The organism is Duodenibacillus massiliensis, assembly GCF_928721995.1.
In the GTDB taxonomy this organism is placed as follows: Bacteria; Pseudomonadota; Gammaproteobacteria; order Burkholderiales; family Burkholderiaceae_F; genus Duodenibacillus; species Duodenibacillus massiliensis.
Genome location: NZ_OV788642.1, coordinates 1,214,217 through 1,236,500, shown reverse-complemented (window position 1 = coordinate 1,236,500; position 22,284 = coordinate 1,214,217). Strand labels below are relative to the sequence as shown.

Genomic DNA, 22,284 nt, shown 5'->3' with positions numbered 1-22,284 from the left:
TGAGAGAATTTGAAGTTCATTGTTTTTGCACGGGTTTGATGCATATCAATGAGGCTTGAAGATTCCGGCTATGCGTGTCAACGCAAGAAACCGGTTTTTGACTTTCCCTCCGGTACGGTTCTCGCGTAATCTCGGTATCCGTACCGGCAAAAAAAGGAGTGATGGATGGTCGGACTTTGGTTAAGAGCGGGCCTTACTGCCGCGGTGATTTTGGCCGCGGGTGCCGCTGCGGCGCAGACACCCGTGATTCACACGGGCGAGCGCTGTGCTTCCTGCGGCATGGAAATCCTCCGCTATCCCGGTCCCAAGGGCGTAATCGTCATGCCTGACGGCACACAGAAGGCCTTTTGTTCGGCGAGAGCTTTGGCCTGTGAACTCACCAAAGCCGGTGACGTCAAAGGTGCCTACGTGCACGACGCCGGCAAAACCGGCTGGACGCATCCCGATGATGCCGCCATGATTGATGCCCGCAGTGCCTGGTACGTTTACGGCTCCGAAATGAAGGCCGTGATGGGCCCGAGCCTTGCGCCTTTTGCCGATAAGGCCGCCGCAGAAAAATTTCAGGCGGAAAAGGGCGGCAAACTCTTAAGCGCCGAAGAACTCACGGCTCAGGTTTTGGGCTGCCGCGCGCATAATTAAGAAATCCCCACGCCAAACCCAAGGAGAACGCCCGTGAATTCCACCGGACATTACCGCCGCATGCTCTGCGCCGCAGGCGCTGCGGGTCTGGTTTTAACGCTGACCGGTTGCTCGGAAAAAAGTGAGGTCCCGGTTAAACCTGTTGCGCTCGGAGCGCACGACCGGTGCGCGCTTTGCGGCATGGTGATCACAAACTACGAGGGCCCCAAGGCCGAGCTCTTTTTAAAGGGCGTGGCAGAGCCCGTGAAGTTTTGCTCCGGGCGTGATGCCTTTACCTTTGCCCTGCAGCCCGAGAACGCGCGGCGCCTGACAGGCTTTTTCGTGCAGAGCGCGGACACCGACCCCAAGGACCCTGTGACCGCGGAGAGTTTTCTTGATGCCCGCAAGGCTTTCTTTGTGGTGGGCGGGCGCTTTGAAGGCGTGATGGGGGCGGAGCCCGCCGCTTTTGCCGACAAAACGGCGGCGGAGAAATTCATCCAAGCCTGGGGCGGGCGCATCGTGCGCTTTGAAGAAGTGACGCTGGAGGCGCTCTGATGACGGCTTCAGGCACCGCAGAAGCCCGTGTTGCGGGCGATGCTCTTACGTTTGAGCGATCGGGGCGCCGCATTCTCACGGACATCACTTTCCGCGTGAAAGCCGGCTGCATCACCGGGCTTTTGGGTACAAACGGCGCGGGGAAATCCACGCTTATCAAGCTTATCCTCGGGCTCATAAAACCCACGGCAGGAACGCTCACGGTTTTAGGGGGAGCGCCGGGAGAGGCGCCGCTAAAAATCGGGTATTTGCCTGAAAACGTGAGTTTTTACGATCAGATGACGGTTGCCGAGCACCTGCGCTTTTTCGGGCGCCTGAAGCGCGTGGACGCAGCGCGTATTGCGGCGGTCGGAGAAAAACTGAGGCTCACGGAATTTGCCCGCAGAACGCCGAAGGAATGCTCCAAGGGGCAGAGACAGAGGCTGGGCCTGGCGCAGGCACTTCTCACCGAACCTGAGCTCCTGCTTTTAGACGAACCCACGACGGGACTTGATCCCCAGACCACCGAAGCGCTGTATGCGGAACTCGTGCAGATGAAGGAAAAGGGTTGCGCGGTTCTCATCTGCACGCATGAACTCGCGCTTGCGGAAATTTTTCTTGACTGCGTTCTCATGATTAAGGAAGGGCGGATTGCCGCGCAGGCCGAGACGCTTGACGCGCTGCGCGCGAAGGCAAACCTTCCGGTGCGCGTGACATTGACGCCTGCGACAGTGCAGAAAGCGCGCGCGGGACTGCCGGCCGGGCGCCTCACGGGAACGGCGATTGATGTCGCTCCGGGCGAAGTGCAGGCCGTGCTCGCGTTTCTCACGCAAACCTGCGGCATCTGGGACTTTGAGGTGCGGCATCCGGATTTAAGAAGTCTTTACGCATACTTTAACGGTACGGAGACAACGCATGGCGCTTCATGATTTTCAAAGCGAAGTGCGCGCCTTCGGCGTGATTGCCGGGAAAGAATTTCTCGAGGCGGCCCGCAACCGGTGGCTTTTTTCCGGAGCGCTTCTTTTTGCCGTTTTGGCGCTTGCCGTGATTTTCGGCACGGCCGCAATCGGCGGAAGCCTCGAATTCAGGGACCTCACGACAGTCATGAATTCCTTTGTGAGTCTGACGGTCTACGTGCTGCCGCTTTTGGCGGTCATGACAGTAAGCGAAGCCTTTGCAAGCGAATCCGAGCACGGCACATTGGCTTTGATGCTCACCTATCCCTTGTCGCGCACCACCTGGGTGCTCGGGAAAATCACGGGCTTTGCGGCGGCGCTTTTCGTGGCCTTTTCCTTTGCGGTAGCAACCGTCATTGCTGCGCGCGGGGTGCTGCCGGTTACCTGGTCCTGGTCTGAGACGCTTGTGGCGTCCGTGAAGCTTCTTGTGACGGGGTGGCTCTATGGGCTCGCGTACATTGCGCTCGGCTGCTGGGTGAGTCTGCTCGTGAAAACGAAGGCCCAGGCCCTTGCCGTCCTTGTGATGCTCTGGTTTTTCCTCGTCTTTCTCTACGACGTGCTCCTTTTGATGGCGGCGGTGGCGTCCGACGGGGCGATGAGCCGCACGGTGCTCACAACACTGATGAGCCTAAACTGTGCCGACGCTTTCCGCCTTATCAATACCGTGCCGGAGAAGGGGGACTTTACGGCAGGAGCCGGGCTTTTGACGCTGGTGCTGATCGGCTGGAGCGCGGCAGGAACCGCCCTGGCACTTTTTTCCGTGCGGCGCATCAGACTGTGACTGCGGTAATACCGCACAAACCGTGTGTGCAGCCGGCCCGGGAGCTGTCGGCTGCGCTTTCAGCCGATATACTCTCCGGACCTACTGTACGACCGGCCTCTTCCCGTGGGCCGGCGTTTCTTGCGAGAACAGAGAAATGATTAAAAATCTCAAACCTTTTGCCGCGCTCTGCGTTGCGGCGGGGCTTGCCTTCGGCCTTGCGGGCTGCGGCGACAAGAAGACGGAAACGGCGCCTGCGGCGAAAGCGGATAAAACGCTCGTGATCGGCGTCTCCCCGGTGCCGGGCGGCGATATGATGAACTTCTTAAAGCCTAAGTTCGCGGAAAAAGGCGTGAACCTCAAGGTCGTGGAATTTTCCGACTACGTGCAGCCCAATATGGCGCTCTCAGATAAGTCGCTGGACGCCAACTTCTTTCAACACAAGCCCTATCTTGATGACTTCGTGAAGCAGCATAACCTGAAGCTTGTGAGCTACGTGCCGGTCTTTATTGCGCCGATTGCGATCTACTCAAAGACACTGAAAAAGCCCTCTGACATTGCCGAGGGTGCCACGGTGAGCATTCCCAACGATCCCACCAACGGCGGCCGTGCGCTCATTCTTCTGCATCAGCAGGGCTTGATTAAGCTTGATAACCCCAAGAACCTCTTTGTGACGCCCGCCAACATCGTTGAGAACCCGAAAAAACTCAAGATCGTGGAAGTGGAGGCTGCGCAGCTGCCGCGGTCTCTGGACGACGTCGCGCTTGCCGTCATCAACTGCAACTTCGCGCTGGGTGCGGGTTTAAATCCCGTGAAGGATTCAATTGCGATTGAAGCCAAGGACTCGCCCTACGCCAACATCGTGGCAATCCGCGCCGGGGACGAAAACTGTCCGGAACTCAAGGTTTTAAAGGACCTCATCACTTCGCCGGAGATGAGGCAGTTTATTAACGAGAAGTTTAAGGGGAGCCTTGTGCCTGTCTTTTAAGCCGGACGCTTTTTCTTAAGCCGAAAGAGCCCTGCGCTTTTGCAGATCGTTTTGTCTGCGGCGGCAGGGCTTTCTTTTTGCATAGTGCCGGAAATCAGTCTTCAGGCGCCGCTACAAGCCTCAGAAGCGAAAGCAGGTCTTCAGCCTTTTCGCAGCCGCTTTTCTGCGCGAGTTCGGCAATGCTTGTGATGTGCCAGAGAAAGGGCGTGGCCGAACTCACAGAATTTCCCGCAGGAAGCCCGGGGCTTGAGCCCCGGGAGGAATTCGGGCTTTCGAAATTTTTTAATCTTGGCCCAAACGCAGCCAAACCATGCACATAGTTTTCGCTTAAGGTATATTCAGCCGCTATGAAATCGCGCACCCCGTCCTTTGTCATCGAGCTGGGCCTGAAAACCGGAGAGGATCAGGAAAGTGCGCTGGAGACCTACTTCTCCGATGCACGCCAGCTCTTCAATGCCCTCTCTGTCAAAATACTTCCTGATTAGCGATTAGGAAGTATTTTGACAGAGAGGGACTCAAAGCCCGGCTCGGCAAGGAAGTCGAAGGCAAAACAAAAGCAGAGCTCGACTTGGAAGTCAATCTTAAGCGATGGCTCAATTCGCACTCGCTGATCCAAATATTGGAATGGTTTGACTGCGTTGAAACGACAAGTGTGAAAACTGAGAGAGGAATGAGCCGATGGAGTACAGAGTCGATCCGTCGAGATGAACTGTTCCTCAAACTACTCGGTGTGAATGCTTGAAATAACGTGGATTCATTAGACGACTTTCAGGGCGTACCTCTTTTACAACACTTGATGCTTTGGTGGTTTAATTTTTTGAAATCCTAAAAACGCCTGTTACTCAGGCGTTCGGGGGGGGGGGACAAGGGTGATATAAACTAAGAAAGTGATGTTGCTGGGCAGGGGTGAAAAAGCTTGTGTTTTCGTCGGAACAGGGATCACAATGAAGAAGATGGGCATATACGGGTTGCCCGTGTTTCATTTGTTCTCTAAGGAACCGATATGAACGCTACGTTTAAAGTTGTTTTCAATAAGGCACGAGGTGCCTTGATGGTCGTTAACGAAATGACCAGTTCTGTCCAGAAGAAGGGTACCAAGACGGTAGTAGCTGCCGCGGTTGCGTGCCTGGCATCCGGCGCGGCATTTGCTGCCGTTAATCCAGCTGATGCACAGTATGCAAATGCGGGCGCTTTTGTCACTTGGAATGGTGAGGCTCCGTCTGTCCCTGATGCCAATCCGATAGAGATGACTGGAGCTCAAGCACAAGCCATTGGCGGTTCCGGAAAAAATTGGGTTTCCGTGGTCAAGTCCAGCGTGGGAGCCACCGGAACCATGAACAATCTCGACATCAACTTGACTGCCCAGGGGCCGAATGCGACTCCCAATCAGGATAAGCAGTTGATTCTGGTTCATTCTCAGGGGGGGGGGATCAATTTTGGTGGCGATAAGCTCAATGTCGTTGCAACAACCGATTTTATTGGCAGCGGCAACAATCAGCTGGCTGGAATCTACAGTCAGGCCGACGCTGGAAATTCCATAGGAATTTCCGCCAAGAACGTCAATGTCGATCTCGCATCCACTGCTGCAGATGGCAAGTCGGTATATGGTGTCAGCTCTCTGGGCGGAAAGGTGAATATCACCAGCGATGCTCTGAACATCAAGCTGAAGACGTCGACGGAACGCTCGGGTTCCACGCAATATAGCGAAACTGCAGGCATTAGCGCCGGCACGTTCGGGAATGTCGCAGGGCATGAGGGCTATGTGGGTGACATTACGACTTCGGACAACACCGTGGTTGACGTCAATGTTGAATCCACTACTGCCATGGCGACGAAGCCAAACAACGACAGTGAGTTCGGTGGCGGTTCGCCGGTCTTCGGCATTCGCAGCGAAGGCGGTTTGATCAATTTGGCCGGTACGAACAAGGTCACTGCGGTAGCCAATGGGGCTGACGCCCACGGCGTTTATGCCGTCAATTACGCTTACAATTCCTCGCTTGGTCTTCAAAAGTTCAACTCCAAAGCCACGGTCAACAATTTGACTGCAAAGGTTGGAATTTCACACACATTGGGACGGTGTATATCGAACATTGGGACACCCCCTTTCTCAAACATTGGGACAGTCCGTTACGGCGCCGAGCGAGTTAAGCTTCGGCGCTTTTTTATTGGAGGAACGCAGGACGACGGCGTACGGACAGCGCAGACTTTTCCACGGCTCTCCCGGCCGCTCACCCTACTAAGTGGGCCGTAGGCCGGGAGAGCGGTGGGAAAGTCGTGTTATCGGTTCAATCAGTCGCGTTTAATTCTTGGAATTGCTCCGTACTGTGCTTTATCTCTCATGGAAGGACCGTCCATTTCCAGTCTATGGCTGGATTTAACGAGTCGGTCCAAAATTGAATCGGCCAGTGTCGCATCGTTAAGAAATTCAGCCCAATGCCTTACCGGCAGCACACTGACAACCAGCGTGCTTTTACAGTGACACCTTTTGTCTATGATGTCATACAGGCCGGCCAGAGCTGATCGGTCAGCGGTTCCGATTCCCCAATCGTCAAGAACCAAGAGGTCTACTTGTTCCAACTCTTTACTGAGCTTCCTGTATTCCAAAAGAGCAGTTTCTCCGGCCTTAATTGCAGCCAGCAGGTGAGCAAGTCGGTAAGTTCTGGCAGTGAAACCGGCTAAACAAGCCGCCCTTGTCACGGCTGATGCCATCCATGTCTTACCGCAGCCGGTTTTCCCGGTGATGATGAGGTTTTGGTGGTGCCGGATCCAGTCACAACTGGCCAGCTGGGCAATGAATGCCTTATCCAGACACCTGACGGGGTCATAGTCAACGTCACTGAAGCAGGCATCGACGTAGCGAATTTGGGCATCCTGAATGCGACGCTTGAGCGCTTTATCTTCACGGCGGACGATTTCAGCTCTCAAGAGGGTTTCGATCCATTGAGCGTGTGTCAGGGCGGCTGTTGCGGGATCCTTGTCCAGTTCCCAGGCATGCTCACAGACACTGCTCATGCGCAACCGCTTAAACAGCGGCTTCAAATCAATAAATGACGTAGTCATCTCTGTTCCTTATTCATAGTTATTGCGGATGTTTTCGTGCCGGATGTCAACCGGCTCTGCTTCTTTGACAAAGAGACTGCGGTTAGTAGCCGCAGCAACGCTGTACTTTTCACTGAGCAGCTTTATGTAGCGGTAGCTCACGACATCGTCTTCCAGAGCTTGCGCTACGGCTTTGCGCAGAATGGCCGGCGTGTAGGTTTTGGTAAGCCTCAGAAGTGCGCAACAAGTGCGGCTGCCGGGAAATTTGCCCTGTTTGTCCTGCAGCACAGAGACAAGCCGATCTGCCAAGGCTTCGGATAATCCTTTTTGGATGAAAATCTTTATCCAGTCAGCCGGAGTCTTTCGATAACTCTTTTCTGCCGCAGTCAGGTGTTCTTCAAGAATGTGTGTTTTCTCACCGTGCTGATTCGTGCAGCGAATGTGCCGCCCCAGCATTTGATTGCTGTCCGGATCGTAAATCTCGACAGTGTTACTGCAGATGCGCACAGCAACTTTTTTATGCGCATAGGCGGCAGGAACGCTGTAGCGGTGCCCGGCATCAGAAGAGATACGAATGCAGTGTGCCTTGTCAGCAACGAGCAAGCGCCATTGCCCCAGTTCGTAGCGCAACGGCGGCAGAGCCCGCATACAGGATCGTTCTTCTTCCTCATATTTCTGGAGGCGTGATCCGGTTGAGCCTTTGGATCTGAACGGCTGGGCATTGATTTCATCAATGCGCCTGCGAATCAGGCTGTTAAGCGTATCGATATCCGGAGCCAGAATATGCGGCTGGTGCAGAGTCAGTTGAGCGATGATCCATCGCTCAACATCCCCGGCAGCGGCTTCTACCCGATTCTTCTGTTTGGGGCTTGCCGGCCGGCAAGCCCATGGTTGCATTGAGTAGTAAGCGCAGACTGAGCGCACTGCCGGCTGGATGTCAGGCTCATGCCAGTGAGCTCTTTGAACCAGGGCTCGGGCATTGTCCATGACCAGGACCTGGGGAGAGCCTCCGAAGTATTCCAAGGCTGAGATGACGCCGTCGAGCCAACTGGCTTGTGTTTCATCCTGGTAAGCCTTGCAGAAAATCAAACAACTGAATGGCAATGTCGCTACAAAGAGCCTCGATTTGTGGATCTCTCCATAGGAGTCAACCCAGGGAATGTCATCACCGACAAAGTCGATTTCCATTCTCTCGCCGGGCAAGCGTTGTGTGTTGCCTTCGATACGGAAAATGCCGTTGGCCTGCTTCCACTCGTTGTAGCGTCTGCAATATGACGCGTAAGTGTAGGTTTCCCCTTCAGCCTGCTTTTCGTACTCAGCGAAAAGCATTTGAAGTGTGACTTTTTTTCGTTTGAGAAGGCTGTGAACCTGTTCCCAGTCCGGATCAACACGTACTTTGCCTGTCGGCGGATAGAAGATCTTTTGAAGGTCTTCATCATCCAGCCCGCAAAGTTCTTGAGTAGACAAACCGGAATTGACTGCCGCCGTCCTGATGCGGCCTGCTGCGGTTTTGGAGATATGAAGCCATGCTTCAATCTCACGATAGGACATGTTTTCATCAAGGGCCTGCAAGACAGCCCTGATGTGCTCAGTTTGATGCTTTTGCATAAAGCCTCCTGTAGGTTAACAAGAGCACTTTTTGTTTAGCGTCAATCATTAGCGGACGGAAGGTGTGTACCTGTGTCCCAATGGTTAAGAATCAGTGTCCCAGTAGATAAGAATCAAAAATTTAGGCTTCTGTCCCAATCTTTAAGAAACCCCCGTCCCAGTGTTTGAGAAGCGCCGTGCCAATAAATAAGAAAAGCCAAAGGTGACCAGCAAGAAAGGCAAGGCCTATGGCGTTCATGCCAAGAATAATGCTGATCTCAATACTGTTGCCGTGAATTTGACTGGAGCCGTAGACATCTCGGCATTTTCGACCAACTCCAAAGGCATTTATGCCGTAGGCCAAAATGTGCAGATGGACGTTGGCGAGGATGGCAAGACGACCAAAATTGTTGCGACCGGAAAGGGCGGGCAGGGCATCATGACCGATACTGGTGCTGTGCTCAATGTCAAGGGCAGATCCATTACCGTCAGAGCAGAAGACGAATCTGGCCGTGGCATTGCTGCCTGGGATGGCAGTACGGTCAATATCGGCAACGAGAAGACGGAAACCGTGCAGGTCAACGGTAACTACGCCGGCATTATATCCGTGGCCAAGGGCACTACCGTCAATGTTGTCAGCAAGAAAATCATTGTTAACAGCTCCGTTTTCGGTGTTCATGTCCAGAACAATACGGAAGATCCTGTTGCGCCTACAGAACATGCGACCCTTAAGCTGAAGGCCGATGAGATCACCATTAACTCCAAGAGCCAGGGCCTTTCCGCATTCTCCAATGGCCAGATGGACGTTACCGGCAATTTGACAGTGACTGCTGAAAATGCCATTGACGTTCGCGGCAATTCGACGATGAACATCAATACGGACGGCAAGCATAAGACCGTTCTTAACGGCGACGTTGTGTTTGAAACGCCGAATGCGCCGGGCAATGCTCAGAACAGCGGCAAGATCATCAACGCCTATGTCAATGTTGGCCTGCATGGTGACAATTCCGTTTGGACCGGCCGTTCTTACCAAGAATATAAGGTAAACGATAAATACGAAAAAATTGTTGAGCTCGAAGCTGATCCATATCACGGCAACGTTACTGGCTTCAAGACCGAAATCTCGAACGGCGGCAAGTGGACTGTCACTGGCGACTCTTTTGTCAATACGCTTAATCTCCAGGGCAATGCCACGGTTGAGGGTAATGACGCTGTCGGGCGTTTCAATGCGGGCAAAATTACGGTTACCGGGGCAAACAACAAATTGCTCTTCAAACGTAGAACCGAGGTCAAAACTCACCTCACCGTTAAGCAGAATGCCGACCTGACTACCCGCGTCGATACCGCCTTTGCTTCTACCTTGAATGGCGACATCGTGACGGCTGCCGCGTCCAAGGCCAACTTCGTGTTTGAGAAAGGCTCCACGCTGCATGTGGATGATGCCGTTAAGTACACGAATGCCGCCCTCGCGGGCATGTCGAAGGCCTATGGCAATCTGTCCATGGTTCTGGACAACGGTTCGCTGTATGTTGCCCCCGATGCCGCAGACCGCAACATTGACATTGCGAGCAATCTGACGGTTAATTTGAAGGCGCTTGGGGATCAGAATCTGGCCGGCGGCGCCGATAAGTTCACGATTGAAGGCACGGTGAATGTCGCTGCCGATACTTCCGGCTCTACGTCTGTCACCGGTGTCAAGCTTAATGACGTGTATGTATCCGGGACGAAGGACAAGAACGCGGCCCTGAATCTTGACAATCTTCAGACGATGGCCAAGAGCCTCACCGTTTCCAACGGTACGGTTTCCCTCAGGGGTGAGACGGCTTCGCTCACGGTTGACGATCTGAACATTGTCGATGCCGGTGCTTCCCTGACTGCCCAGAAGCTTGACGCTACTCAGCTCAAGGGCGAAGGCACCCTCACGGCCGAAAACATTGTCTTCGCCGAAAAGAACGATCTTTCCGGCTTCAAGGGCGCGGCTACGCTCAACGGCGGCACCTATGAGCTTACCGATCAGAATGCCGTTCGCTGGTTCGGCGGCAAGACGACCCTTACCGGCGCTTCCGTCAATTTGAGCAAGCTCACGAACGCCGAAGGCACGCTCGCCAACATTACGGTTGACGGCGGTTCGCTGACTGCGGTTTCCGGCCAGATCTTCAAGACGAAGCTTGCCGACACGTATGTTGCCGATCCTGAAGCCGTTGTGACCAAGGCCGGTCTCAAGTCCGGTACGCTGACCTTTGTCGACGCCAAGTACAGCGTGGATTATGCGAACAAGGCTGGTGCCTTGATTGATGGCATGACTCTCGTCTTCAAGGGCTCTCTCGTTTCCGCTCCGGTGCCTGAAGTTCCGCCTGCTGTTACACCGAAGGATGACTTGAAGGCTGATGATCTGACGGATCTCAAGGCCGACAACAAGATTGTCTTTGATGCGGCTTTGGACAACACTGAAAAGTCTCATGACAGCCTGGTGATCGGTTCGCCCGATGAAGTTCACGGAACGACCGGCGACGCTCAGAACATCGACAAGAACCTTGGTGTTTCCCAGATCAGGTTGTCCGATAAAACCAATCTTGTTGCGGTCAACAGCAACCGCACGCTGACGCTTATCGGCGCAGGCGTCGATGAGTCACTGATTGCCACGGAAACGGTTGCCACGCTTGAGGTCGGCGGCAAGACGTCGGCCGGCGTGCTCGCGCTCGGCGTTCAGTCTGATGCCGTTGCCAATGCCGGCACGCTCAATGTTGACACGAACATCGGTCAGAAGGGGCTCGTCGAAGTGAATGCCGGCAACTTTACGGCTTCCAAGACGGTGACCAATAATGGCCAGCTCGTCGTGAAGGAGGGCGCAGCCCTTGCGGTCGGCGGTTCGCTTGAACTCAAGGCTGGTTCGAACACGGCTGTGGAAGGCATCCTCAATACGGCCAAGGATGCCAAGCTCAACGTTGAAACAGGTGCCAAGCTCGCACTCAACGGCGTTGCGGCGATCGAACAGATCGACGTGACGAAGCATGATAATCATGAAGAAGCACTGGTCACGGTAGGCGACAATGCCAAGGCCGGCAAGGCGATCATCAAGAAGCTGGGTGTAGGTGCCGAACACCTGACCTTCTTCCTTGACCCGATCTGGCAGGAAGGTGCGGGCATTTCCGACGCCTCCTCGCTCGCGCTGACCGATCTCAGCTCCGGCGTTACGTCCAAGTTCATCGTCGGCCAGAACTCTGTTCTGTCCCTCGGTGCCACGACGGCTGTAGCCGAACAGGCCTTTGCCGACATCGCTCATGTCAATGGCAAGACCTGGGGTGAGGACATTACGGCTGCGGCTTATGCCGACAAGCCTGTTGACCTCGGCTCGACCGGCGGTCTTGTCATCAACGGCGGGCTTACGTCGTCCGGTACGGTGGTAACGCCGACAGCCAAGGATGTTAACGTTGCTTCGAAGGGCATGCTGATTATCAATCAGGACAATGTCGTTGCGGACAGGGCCTTCTTCACGGCTGGCTCCGAAGATGCAAAGGTTACTTTGGCTAACGGTTCTTATGTAGCCATTGTGAACGCTGTGAAGGATGCCGCTCCCGTCAAGCTCGCCGAGACTGTGGACAACCGGGGTGCCGACGTCGTCACCGACAACCCGTTCTTCTCGGGTTCGATTGCGACAAACACTCTTACGACGAAGTTCGAATCCGAAGCCGGTCTTGCGGCCATCGCCTCCACCGGCATCCAGTCCATGGCTCGCCGTGCAGACTTCGTGATGAGCGAAACGGTTGCCAACCGCACGTCTCTTGACCAGCAACTCAACGCCGGCTTCAACCTCTGGGTCGACGTTACGGGCGAACGCTACGAAGCCGACAAGCTCGACAACAACGGCAGCTTCCGCTCCGACGCGGGTTATGCCATGTTCGGTGGCGATATGCAGGTTGCCGAAGGCTTCACGGCCGGCATGGCTCTGCAGTACGGCGACGCTTCGGTTCGTAGCGACATCTCCTCCATCAAGAACAGCATCAAGAGCTACGGTCTGACGGCTTACGCCGGCCAGAAGTTCGGTGATGCGAAGGTGGAGGGCGAGCTCGCATGGCTCAAGTCTGAAAACAAGATCACGGCTTCTCAGACGGCCATGAACCAGAAGCTTGACGTGAACGTCTACTCCGCCGGCGTGCGTGCTCAGTACGAGCTTGCCGCGGGTGCCTTCAAGTTCGTTCCGAGCATCGGCCTGCGCGTCTCTCATCTGGAAACGGATGACATGACGATCGGCACGATCAAGGCGACGGACTCCGACCTCACCTATGTCCAGATGCCGATTTCGCTCCGCATCTCGGGCGGTGAAGTTGCGGCCTCCGGCTGGACGTTCGCTCCGAGCTTCAAGGTTGCCTACGTTCCGACGTTCGGCGACAAGGAAATCAAGGTCTACGGCGCAAGCCAGGACGTCCTTGACATGTCGCCGGTTCAGGCCGACTTCGGCCTGCGCGCCGTCAACGGCAACCTGATGTTCAATGCCGACATGATGATTGGCGGCGGCGAATACGGCACGTCGTCCATCGGTGGCAAGGTTGGCGTCAAGTACGTGTTCTAACCCGGCCTTCAAAGCCTCGGCGCTCAGGCGCTGAGGCTTGAAGAGATCAACGCCCGGTTCTTCCATTGCGGAGGACCGGGTGTTTTGTTAGTGCGCTCGGCATGAGCGCGTTCTAACGGGTGAAAGTCCCGAGTGCAGGGGGTAGCACAAAGCACATAGCCAAGAGCAAGGGTGTCCGCCGCGAGGCGGGATCTGAAGGAAGCTGGAGGCAAACCACTGACCTGACGTACAGAAACTGCATAAGGCATTTGAAGATGGGTAAGTCTGCTAAACAAGATGAAGCCCGAAGCTACACGGAATCCGAGGTGTAAATGCAGCAGGTACATGGTGGGAAAGAACGCGTTCTTACCCGAGGAGGACTCACGGACTTCAATGCAACAGCATTGTCGGAGTAAAGCTTGCCGTGAGTAGTCAGCAACGGTCATAGTAAGCAGGGCAGTACCTGACGAAGGACCAAATTTATAGGAGTACGGTGCCGTAGACACAAAGTCGCATGGCGCAGAAAACATAAGAAACCTGTCTGAGTTTTGGTACCCACGGAATGGGAAGAGGAACTCAGGAGGGCGCAACGGCCGTGATGGACATGGAAAACACCGCACATACCTCGCCTGCTTTCACGGGGATCACACTTGAAGCGATACTGAGCACTGAAAACCTGCTCACGGCGCTCAAACGCGTCGAGAGCAACAGAGGTGCTCCCGGTGTCGACGGGATGACGACTGAAGAAATTCGAGCGTATATCTTTGCGCATCCGGGCGAGCTTAGGAGTGCGATTCTGACGGGTAAATACCGCCCTTCTCCCGTGAAACGGGTATCTATACCGAGTTAACGGTATGGGAAGGTAAAACTATGAAAACCGCCGTAAAACACTGCGTGAGCAGTGCCTACCAGATCGGTACGGGCGGTGGTGTGGAAGGACGGCGGGGCCTAGCCCCGCCTCCTATCCGATTGTTCCGTTTTCGGCGAAGGGAACGGTGAGCCGCAGGCGATAATGAATACAAGAAATCCATACTAGCCTGAATTTTGCACCAGCTTGATTTTTCAGAAAGGCAGGCTGGTGCAAGATCAAAAATCGAGAAAATTCTGGTGGCACTGCTTTGATTCTATTGGACAAATCGAACAACATGGGACTCTCCTGGGAGATGTTGCTTCTTGTTCGATTGTATGAGAGCCGTCACCATAACCTCGAGTCTCCCAGCCTGTCTTATGGCCGCCATAGAGGATTTCAGGCAAAGGTGTTGTGTTTCAGGTCACAGCGGCAGCTTTCCCCTATTGCGGGAGAATTGCCGCCAAAAGCACCGACAATGAGCGGCTTATGCCTTATTCTTCGCGGTATTGAGTCCGGCAAACACCTCTTTGGGCTTGGGACCCTTCAGCACGCAGCGCCCGAAGACCGTGTCGCAAACCGCCGTGATGGCCGTATTTCTCTTCTTCACGGCTTCAGCCAGATTGGGCGTCTTTTATCCTCGTTCAAACATCAGACCGCTGTAAAACGCCGTTGCCAGGTCCCAGCAGTTCCAGCGCCCGGGCCACAAACCGGCGCGCAGCATGCGAGCGGTATCGCCCTTTTTTCCAGGCAATCGAAACATCATTGGCATGAAAGGGCGGCTGAGGACTGTAAACCGCTATGCCGCGGGCAAGACAGTCCTGCACGATCGTTGAGGGCACCAGTGCCGCCCCGATACCCGTGGAGATAAGAGCCGGCACCGTCAGAATGGACTGTGTTTCAAGCGTTACCGGCAGTTCCGCATCGTTGGCCCGGCAAATCTCGTAAAAATAGTCGTGGAAAGCTTGACCGCTTTTCATGATGATGAAGGGCGTCCCTGCAATGTTCCTCAGATTCAGTGGATCAAAGCGCTCCGGCGGTTTCGGATGCGCCTTCACATACGGGTGATCACCGGGCAGTCCGATCAGCACGGACTCACTGTAGACCTGCACATGTTCCAGTGACTCGGGCACCATCGAAGAGATCACCACACCGCAGTCCACATGGCCTGACTCGATGATGTTCAGAACCTCCGCGGTGTTGCCTTCTTCAATCCGTACCAAAATGTCCGGATTTTCCTGCTTAAAAACGGATAGCACGGGATTAAGCAACGTCGCCGTCCGGTAAGCCGTACTCGCAATCCGGATTTCACCGGATTTAAGTTCCCTGCGGTCGGCAAACCGCTGGCGGCACTCGCGCTCAATTTCCGCCATCTGCCGCTGAGCCCCCAGGAGTGTTTTTCCGTCTTCGGTGAGCTGCCAGGGCGTTGTCTGCCGGTCAAATATCGTGATGCCGTAGTCCTGCTCAACACGCCGCACAAACTGTGAGAGCGACGGCTGAGAGACATAGAGCCTGCGGCTTGCCGCAAGTACTGATCCCGTTTCAAGGATCGCCTCAAGGTGCTTCAGTATCCGGTTTGCCATGGCGCAGTCCCCTCCTCACTGTCGGACGAACTATAACATTTTTATTAATTCAAACTTACATAGATAATATTTTTCAAATACATAGCCGGCGTGTACGATTTTCAGTGCTGAGGATCCGACAGCACTGAAACACTCCCCTTCATCCCTACCCCATAAGGACACAGTCCCAGATGCAGGATCTCATCATTCATAACGGCCGCGTGGTTGATTACGTGAGCGGCACAGACACCGTCACGGATATTTCCGTAACTGACGGCGTCATCACCAAAGTCGGCACCGCAACGGAAGACGCCCAAACCCGCATTGATGCCTCAGGCCTTCTTGTCGTTCCGGGTATCATTGACAGCCATATGCACGCCTCATCGTGGCTCGCCAACACGAAAAGCTACAAGATGCTCGCCATGGCCGGCGTCACAACGGCTCTTGAGATGGCCGGTCCCTTAGAAGACGTCAAAGCCGGCATGTGTAAATACGGCAGCGGCATCACGGTCGGCTGCCTTGAAATGGTCCGCCCCGGCTGGAACGTCCGAACGACCGCTCCTGACAACTCGGAATTCCGTCAGGTCATTGAGGACGCCTTAAACCGCGGCGCTTTCGGCGTGAAACTCTTGGGAGGTCACTATCCCCTCACGCCCGAAGCTTCCGGCAGACTCATCGAAATCTGTGATGAGGCCGGTGTTTACCTCGGCATTCACGCGGGTTCCACCGAACACGGCTCGAACATTGAGGGCGTACAGGAAATTGTCGGGCTCGCCCACGGCCACGCGTTTCACTTGGCGCACACCAACGCCTACTGCCGCGGTAGCATCACGTCGGTTGAAGACGAAATTGCGGTTGTGGCCGGGCTTTTAAAAGCGCATCCGGAAATCGACAGCGAAAGCTATCTTTCTCCCATCAACGGGTGCTCCGGCCGTTGCATCAACGGCGTACCCGAAAGCGGCATCACCCGTAACTGCCTGCGCTCGCGTGGCTACGATATTTCTGACAAGGGACTTCAAAAAGCGATTGAGGAGCACTTTGCCCTCGTGCATGCCCTGCACGGTGAAGCGGTTGTCCTGGCTGATCCCGCAGAAGGCTTGAAGCTCTGGCTGGAACACAACACCGATGTGGCGCTCAGCTTCCCCGTCAACCCCGGTCTGTCCCGCTTTTATTTTGCAACTCAGAAAAGGGACGCTGAGCACTTCCTTTCCGACAGCTTCTGCACCGACGGCGGCGGCATTCCCCGCAACGTCATTGTGGAGAACGGCTTGTCGCTCGTGAAGTTCGGCGCCATGACGCTCATGGAATTTGTCCTTAAGTCAAGCCGCGCCGCAGCACTTTTGCTGGGGCTCGAAAGTAAGGGCAAGCTCACGGAAGGCGCGGACGCCGACATCACCGTCATTGACTACGACAAGCAAAAAGCCGTGCACGCCTTCTCCATGGGGCACGCCACACTGCTTAACGGCAAAGCGGTCGGCACTGGCGGCACTCTGCTCACCACCGAGCAGGGCCGGAAAGCCGCTCAGGAAACCGGCCTCACCGTACGGGTTGCCGACATGCAGGCACTTTTCACCCACCGGCTTAACCGCTTTCAGACGCACTGACGGCCGCATTAAAACGATACTCAGGAGAATCTCATGATCTGGCTCGGTATTGCCATCGTTCTCGGAACGTTCTGGCTCATTTACAAAAATTTTGAAGCGCGACTGGTTCTTTTTCTCTCCGGCATGCTGATGACGTGTATCGGAGTCTCGTTCGGTGCCTCCGCAATCGGTTTTCCGCAGGCCGTTGACGCCTTTGTCAAGCAGTTTGTTAACGGCGGCCTTGTGCCGACCTACACCACCGTGATGGGCTTCGGTTACGTCATGAGCTACACCAAATGCGCCGATCACCTTGTAAACGCGCTGGTGCGGCCTCTGGCGAAAGTCCCGATGCTTGTTATCCCCGGCGCCGTCATCATCACGTGGTTTCTGAACATCGTGCTTCCCTCCGCAGTCGGTATCGCCGCTGCTGTGGGCGTGCTTCTGATCCCCGCACTCATTGCATTAAAGGTGCGCCCGGTGATGGCTGCAGCCGCCGTATTTCTCGGCACCTGGGGTTCTGTTGCAAGTCCCGGCCTGATGTTTAACCCGCAGATTGCCGACATCGCCTTTAAGGCCGGTGAAATTGAAGCACCGGACGCCATGATCGTGATTCTTGCTGAGTTCTTCCCGGCGCTCACCGGTGCCGTGATTGCTGCCGTTGCTCTCGCATTTCTCGCGGTATTTATGAAGGAAGGCGTGGGCTCACAGACGGAAATCGCGGCGGCAGAGGACAACCCCGCTGACTTCAAGATCAATTACATCTATGCGCTCGTTCCGATTCTGCCGCTTTTCCTTCTGGTGATTGCCTCCAAGCAGGTGGGGTGGCTGCCTTCCAAGGTCTTTACGGTTCCCTGCTGCATGCTGATCGGCACCGGTGTGGGTCTCATCATTGCGCTCATCAATAAACTGAGCCCCGGGGAAGTCTCCAAGAAGTTCTGTCGCGGCTGCGGTGACGCCTTCTGTGAAGTTGCGCTCCTGATTGCAGCGGCGGCCGTCTTTGCTTCCGGCATGAAATCCATCGGTCTCACAGGTGCCCTGGTTGAAACCATGCAGGGTTCGCAGTCGATTGCCATGGCTTCGGCCGTGATCGGTCCCTGGCTCATGGCTGTGGTGTGCGGTTCCGGTAACGCTGCCGCGCTTGCCTTTAACGAAGTCATCACGCCGCATGCCGCCGACTTCGGCATGACGGTGGTGCAGCTCGGAGCCGTGGCGCAGGTCGCGGCAGGCCTCGGGAGAACCATCTCTCCGGTTGCGGGCGGCGTCATCGTGATTGCCTCTATCGCAGGCGTCAATCCGATTGACATCTGTAAGCGCACCTTCATCCCGGTGTGCCTGGCCCTCGCAACCTTTACGGCCGGCATGTACCTCTTCTGATAACCCTCTTGGAACCGGGCCGGTTTTTACGGTCCGGTTCTGCTTTTGGTCAGTCAGAGCCTTTCCGAACATTCAATCGGCTGTCCCGGACCGTTGCGAACAGGTCTCGCACGGTCAGGTGACTCAGAACTGAACCCTGCAAATGACATAAAACTGCCCTGCCCGACAGGCATCCGCCAATCACCCCTTCAGACTTGTCCCGGCTACAGAACCGGAGAACTGAGCCACTCTTTCCTGATATGTTGCTGCAAAAGATCTGTTGAATTGAGCCCCATCTTCTGATAGATCCGCCACCGGTGTCCCTGCACCGTACGCTCGCCGATCGCGAGCTGCTCGGCAACGGCGTGCGTGGGAAGATTTTCGAGAATCAGTGCTAGCACCGCCCGTTCCCTTTCACTTAACCGGATGATCCGTTCCCGCCAAACCTCTTCGGTTACCTCCTCACCGGCGGAAAGCGCCCGATGAATCGCAGCCATCAGGACGAGTAAGATGAGTGTTATGTGCCTACTGAAAGAGCGGAGGTCGATAATCGGCGCTTGATTTTGACGCTTGGCCACAACTCCGGATGAAGAACCAAAAGGCCTGAGAAAACGTCAGAAGGCAAAGAAATCCTTCACGCTCTGCCAGATGCTGCGCTCAGAGCCGTTTTGCGGATGGCGATTTGCGCCCGTGCCGCGCCCCTGGGCTCTGAGGAGGTTTTTGCGGGACTCATCCCAGGCAAAGGTCCAGACGGGAGAAGCCGCTTTGCCGGAGAGCTCCGCATTGATGCGCACCGCGGGAATCCCGTTACCCGGTGCAAACATCGTGAGCGCCTTACCCGTGATGGTGCCGGCGGCAATATCCACGCTGAAGTCGGCGTTGGTGCGGGCAAAAACAGAGCGCGACACAAAGTTGGAGGCTTCAATCACGTGGTCTTTGAGTGCAAGGGAGCATCCTGCCTCGTCAATCGAGGTCTTGGCGTCCGGAGCCGTCACGGCAGCTTCTTTAACGCGTCCTGCAACGACATCCCTCACGGAGCGGGCGCTTATGCCGTTATAGCTCCCCCGCAGAAGGCGCACCTGCGAGGTTCCTTCATAAGTCTCGGTGTCAAGCCCGACGCCCTTCACGTCAAACGTACCGTTCACAATACCGGTTAAGACGGGCTTGCCGCCTACGCTTGTAAAGAGTTTTTCAAGGTTCAGGCCATCAAGTTTGCCGGTCATCACCCAGTCGGCCTCACTTGTGAGTTTGGCCTCTCCGAGAAGCCGGCCGTCGGCGGCATTCACAATGACGCGGGAGAGGTGCACGACGCCTTCGGTGAGGTTAAGCCGGCTGTGAAGCTGCGACGCCGTGAAACCCCCTGCGGCAATCTGTCCGATTCTCAGTTCTCCGTCAAAGTCGGCGAGATTTAACCACGCCAGTGACTGAAAGCGCGGCACGGCCTTAAGCTCAATGTTGCCGAGCATCAGCTCACCCTTAAAGCGTGGGTGCGTGATGCCCGTTGCCGTACCGTTAAAGGAGAAGGGGGCTCCTGCAAAGGTGCCAGAGAGCCCGGCCTGTGCGGTGTCAGCCGGAATATCCACGTTCATGAAGCCTGAAACCTGGGCGGAGAAGTCCGCGGGAAGCGCCGCATCCCCTGTGACCGTAATGCGGGCCGTGAGGTTTTCAAGCTGCGCTTTTTTCGTGAGAAGCTCTGCGTCAACGGAAGAGGACACCTCGTAGGCGGTGATTTTTTCACCGGCGGCTTCGGTGTAGGAAGCGCGCATCTCGGGGCTTACAAGGCGCGCTGCGGCAAGCTTAAATTCCACGGCGCCCACGTGAATGTCGCCGGTTTCGTCCTCAGGGCGCGAAAGCGCCGCGCTCACATTCACGCCGCTTGTTTCTTCGGGCGTAAAGCGTAGTTTGTCGGCAGCAGCGGAAACGCCCCAGGTTTTGTTTTCCTGTGTGAGATCCGCGGAAAACTTAAAGGCATCAAAACTAAGCGTCTGATCGGCAACCGAGAGATTGACCTTGCCTGAAGCACTGAAACTGCCTGTGATGCCGGTTAAGGCCTCTGCCGTGAGGCGCGCAAGCGCAAGGCGCTGCTCCCCGGCCGATGTGACGGCGGGTTCTGCCGCATGCGCAGGCGAAACAAAGCGCAGCCAGGACGAGACTTCCTTGTAGGCCGCAGGCGTTGCGGGCGCGTCGGGAAGCGCAGGAATAGGGGTTGTCTCAGCGGGTGCCGCGGGTTCCTGCGGCGTGTCGGCGGCCGGCGCGTCAGACGCAGGGGCTTCAGGTGCAGCGGCAGGCGCCGGGGTTTCTTGCGGCGCGCTCTGCGGCGTTTCTTCCGGAGCCGGCGTTTCAGCCGGCGTCTGAGGCGCCGCCGTCACGGGCGCGGGTTCGGCCGGTGTCTGAAGAACTTCAGCAGCCGGCACTTCCTTTTCTTGAGGCACATTGTCCGGGGGATTTGTCTCGGCTGCCGGCATCTGAGGGGCTGTTTCGGCGTGAGCTGCGGGGGAGGATTCCTGTGCCGGAACTTCGGCCTTCACGGGACTTTCAGCAGAAGCCGTGATGCGGCCGTTCACGGTAAAGGGAACGGCGGAGAGTTCCGGAGAAAGCGTCTCAAGCGTGAGATCAAGATCGGCGGCATCCCAGTGGCGCAGCGTTTCGTTATCCGCGGCGGTAAAGCGGATCGAACCGTTTGTGAGGTGAAGTTTCCCGACCTTGACGTCTTCGGGGAAGGTCCCTTGAGAAGCGGCTTCAAAAAAGGCGGTAAGCGACGGTTCGCGGGCGGTGACGGTGGTTTTGAGTCCCGCGATTTCCGCGTCCGACACACGCACGGCACCTAAAGCCAAAGACCAGAGCGAAGCGGAAAAACGGGCCGAATCAAATCGCGCCGTTTCGTGCCCGTCCGTTTTGCTGGTAAGACGCGCCGCGGGCAGCGTCACTTCGAGCGCCGGAAAGCGCTTGACGGTGATCTCGCCTGTCAGATGGAGGTCGGATGCGAGGTTGTCGGCTGCGTAAGCCGTCAGCCGCTCTTTGACCGCCTCAGCCGACAGACTCGCGTACAGGTACGCTGCCATGGCCGCAACGGCAATGACAACAAGTAAAACGACGCACAAAAGTATCCGGGTAAGGCGGGACATGATTCTGAAAAAAGCGGCTCTCCGATGAGTGTCCTCAGTTTGCCACAAAGGAAGTAAAAAAGCCCTCAAAAAGAAAGGCTTTGAGCAGTTTGTCGTGCCGGTTGTGTATTTGTACAACAGGGGCGGGCTTTTTTGAGAATTTTGCGATACAGCGCTGTGATGCCTTTGTATAATGCGGATACCTCAAAAAAGCGCCGTGTCTGCGGGCGATTTTCCGCGTTCAGAGCGCTTTTTCGCGGTGTGCGGTTCTGAGCGGTTGCGCCCGGTGCCGTACGGTTCATCTGCTCATACAGAAACCTGATTTGAGCCTTGCGGCTGCCGGCCGTTTCGGCCGGGCGGTCTGTTTCGGCATGAGCTTTTTCGGTTGCGCTCCTTTGGCGGCAGCCGTTTCTAAATGTATGAAGGATATTAAAAATGCTGACTCAGACAACGAAATGCGGTCTTTTTTTCCTGGGCGGTGTGGCGCTCGGTGCCTTGGGCGCCGTGGTGCTCACCAAGGGTGATCTGAAGGTTAAGCCCCTGGCGTCCGAACTTTTAAGCGGCGGCATTGATTTGAAGGATAAGCTTCTTGCCTCCGTCGAGGGCGTCAAGGAAGACCTCGCCGACGTCGTTGCCGAAGCGCAGGTGAAGTCGCAGGAACGCCGCGAAGCCAAGGAAGTGGCCGATGCCGCTCCCAAGGCTGCCGTGAAGGCCAAGACCACCCGCAAGCCCCGCGCCCGTAAGACGGCTGCGGCTGCCGCTTAATTTTTTTTCGGGCAGTTTTGATGCGCCCGGCCGATTGAC

Annotated in this window: 20 protein-coding genes and 1 pseudogene; 13 read left to right on the top strand and 8 right to left on the bottom strand. The window is 55.8% G+C overall.

What is annotated here, in order from left to right:
• Positions 1-165: 165 nt before the first annotated feature.
• The 5 genes from NXF97_RS05645 to NXF97_RS05625 all read left to right on the top strand — a co-directional run bounded on the left by NXF97_RS05645 (position 166) and on the right by NXF97_RS05625 (position 3,856).
• Entirely contained in the window at positions 166-639 is a 474-nt protein-coding gene (locus NXF97_RS05645; RefSeq protein ID WP_274955424.1) for a nitrous oxide reductase accessory protein NosL, read from the top strand.
• Positions 640-672: 33 nt separating this feature from the next.
• Entirely contained in the window at positions 673-1,173 is a 501-nt protein-coding gene (locus NXF97_RS05640; protein ID WP_274955423.1) for a nitrous oxide reductase accessory protein NosL, read from the top strand.
• Positions 1,173-2,081: an ABC transporter ATP-binding protein gene (locus NXF97_RS05635; RefSeq protein ID WP_274955422.1), complete on the top strand. Its 909-nt coding sequence runs from the start codon at positions 1,173-1,175 to the stop codon at positions 2,079-2,081. The genes NXF97_RS05640 and NXF97_RS05635 overlap by 1 nt, the downstream gene beginning before the upstream one ends.
• A complete protein-coding gene (locus NXF97_RS05630) occupies positions 2,068-2,889 on the top strand; it encodes an ABC transporter permease (RefSeq protein ID WP_274955421.1) in 822 nt (273 codons plus the stop codon). The genes NXF97_RS05635 and NXF97_RS05630 overlap by 14 nt, the downstream gene beginning before the upstream one ends.
• Positions 2,890-3,025: 136 nt before the next feature.
• On the top strand, positions 3,026-3,856 hold the full coding sequence (locus NXF97_RS05625; protein WP_022372302.1) for a MetQ/NlpA family ABC transporter substrate-binding protein: 831 nt from the start codon (positions 3,026-3,028) through the stop codon (positions 3,854-3,856).
• Positions 3,857-3,950: 94 nt separating this feature from the next.
• On the opposite strand, the gene NXF97_RS05620 is transcribed toward NXF97_RS05625, so the two are convergent.
• Positions 3,951-4,076, bottom strand: coding sequence for a hypothetical protein (locus tag NXF97_RS05620; protein WP_274955420.1), 126 nt, complete (start codon positions 4,074-4,076; stop codon positions 3,951-3,953).
• Positions 4,077-4,203: 127 nt separating this feature from the next.
• Between NXF97_RS05620 and NXF97_RS05615 the strand changes: the two genes are divergently transcribed.
• The 3 genes and pseudogenes from NXF97_RS05615 to NXF97_RS05610 all read left to right on the top strand — a co-directional run bounded on the left by NXF97_RS05615 (position 4,204) and on the right by NXF97_RS05610 (position 6,107).
• Positions 4,204-4,341 carry a hypothetical protein gene (locus tag NXF97_RS05615; RefSeq protein WP_274955419.1) on the top strand — a complete coding sequence of 46 codons (138 nt, stop codon included), beginning with the start codon at positions 4,204-4,206 and terminating at the stop codon, positions 4,339-4,341.
• 29 nt (positions 4,342-4,370) lie between these two features.
• Positions 4,371-4,598: pseudogene (locus tag NXF97_RS10775) on the top strand (IS1634 family transposase); the annotation flags it as partial.
• Between the two features lie 261 nt (positions 4,599-4,859).
• The gene (locus tag NXF97_RS05610; protein WP_274955418.1) at positions 4,860-6,107 is read left to right on the top strand and encodes an ESPR domain-containing protein; all 1,248 of its coding nucleotides are present in this window, start codon (positions 4,860-4,862) and stop codon (positions 6,105-6,107) included.
• A 38-nt stretch (positions 6,108-6,145) separates the two neighbouring features.
• On the opposite strand, the gene NXF97_RS05605 is transcribed toward NXF97_RS05610, so the two are convergent.
• The 3 genes from NXF97_RS05605 to NXF97_RS05595 form a co-directional block, all read right to left on the bottom strand.
• Positions 6,146-6,916, bottom strand: a complete 771-nt coding sequence (locus tag NXF97_RS05605) for an ATP-binding protein (protein WP_274955417.1) — start codon at positions 6,914-6,916, stop codon at positions 6,146-6,148.
• A 9-nt stretch (positions 6,917-6,925) separates the two neighbouring features.
• Positions 6,926-8,503 (bottom strand): IS21 family transposase, encoded by a 1,578-nt coding sequence (istA, locus tag NXF97_RS05600; protein WP_274955416.1) that lies wholly within the window; start codon positions 8,501-8,503, stop codon positions 6,926-6,928.
• Positions 8,504-8,624: 121 nt separating this feature from the next.
• The gene (locus NXF97_RS05595) at positions 8,625-9,914 is read right to left on the bottom strand and encodes a hypothetical protein (protein ID WP_274955415.1); all 1,290 of its coding nucleotides are present in this window, start codon (positions 9,912-9,914) and stop codon (positions 8,625-8,627) included.
• Between NXF97_RS05595 and NXF97_RS05590 the strand changes: the two genes are divergently transcribed.
• Together NXF97_RS05590 and NXF97_RS05585 are read left to right on the top strand one after the other, a co-directional pair.
• Positions 9,858-13,052 carry an autotransporter domain-containing protein gene (locus NXF97_RS05590; protein ID WP_274955414.1) on the top strand — a complete coding sequence of 1,065 codons (3,195 nt, stop codon included), beginning with the start codon at positions 9,858-9,860 and terminating at the stop codon, positions 13,050-13,052. The two genes, NXF97_RS05595 and NXF97_RS05590, sit on opposite strands and share 57 nt — an antisense overlap.
• Positions 13,053-13,626: 574 nt before the next feature.
• Entirely contained in the window at positions 13,627-13,881 is a 255-nt protein-coding gene (locus NXF97_RS05585) for a hypothetical protein (protein WP_274955413.1), read from the top strand.
• Between the two features lie 484 nt (positions 13,882-14,365).
• On the opposite strand, the gene NXF97_RS05580 is transcribed toward NXF97_RS05585, so the two are convergent.
• Positions 14,366-14,488 (bottom strand): hypothetical protein, encoded by a 123-nt coding sequence (locus tag NXF97_RS05580; protein ID WP_274955412.1) that lies wholly within the window; start codon positions 14,486-14,488, stop codon positions 14,366-14,368.
• A gap of 34 nt (positions 14,489-14,522) precedes the next feature.
• Positions 14,523-15,461: a LysR family transcriptional regulator gene (locus NXF97_RS05575; RefSeq protein ID WP_274955411.1), complete on the bottom strand. Its 939-nt coding sequence runs from the start codon at positions 15,459-15,461 to the stop codon at positions 14,523-14,525.
• Positions 15,462-15,631: 170 nt separating this feature from the next.
• Between NXF97_RS05575 and NXF97_RS05570 the strand changes: the two genes are divergently transcribed.
• Both NXF97_RS05570 and dcuC read left to right on the top strand, forming a co-directional pair.
• Positions 15,632-17,044 (top strand): amidohydrolase family protein, encoded by a 1,413-nt coding sequence (locus NXF97_RS05570; RefSeq protein ID WP_274955410.1) that lies wholly within the window; start codon positions 15,632-15,634, stop codon positions 17,042-17,044.
• A gap of 33 nt (positions 17,045-17,077) precedes the next feature.
• On the top strand, positions 17,078-18,397 hold the full coding sequence (gene dcuC, locus NXF97_RS05565) for a C4-dicarboxylate transporter DcuC (protein ID WP_274955409.1): 1,320 nt from the start codon (positions 17,078-17,080) through the stop codon (positions 18,395-18,397).
• Between the two features lie 203 nt (positions 18,398-18,600).
• Here the strand turns inward: dcuC and NXF97_RS05560 are convergent, their stop codons facing one another.
• Both NXF97_RS05560 and NXF97_RS05555 read right to left on the bottom strand, forming a co-directional pair.
• The gene (locus NXF97_RS05560) at positions 18,601-18,873 is read right to left on the bottom strand and encodes a LuxR C-terminal-related transcriptional regulator (protein WP_274956725.1); all 273 of its coding nucleotides are present in this window, start codon (positions 18,871-18,873) and stop codon (positions 18,601-18,603) included.
• 117 nt (positions 18,874-18,990) lie between these two features.
• Positions 18,991-21,501, bottom strand: coding sequence for an AsmA family protein (locus NXF97_RS05555; RefSeq protein ID WP_274955408.1), 2,511 nt, complete (start codon positions 21,499-21,501; stop codon positions 18,991-18,993).
• Positions 21,502-21,915: 414 nt separating this feature from the next.
• Between NXF97_RS05555 and NXF97_RS05550 the strand changes: the two genes are divergently transcribed.
• The gene (locus tag NXF97_RS05550) at positions 21,916-22,245 is read left to right on the top strand and encodes a DUF6110 family protein (protein WP_274955407.1); all 330 of its coding nucleotides are present in this window, start codon (positions 21,916-21,918) and stop codon (positions 22,243-22,245) included.
• Positions 22,246-22,284: the final 39 nt, after the last annotated feature.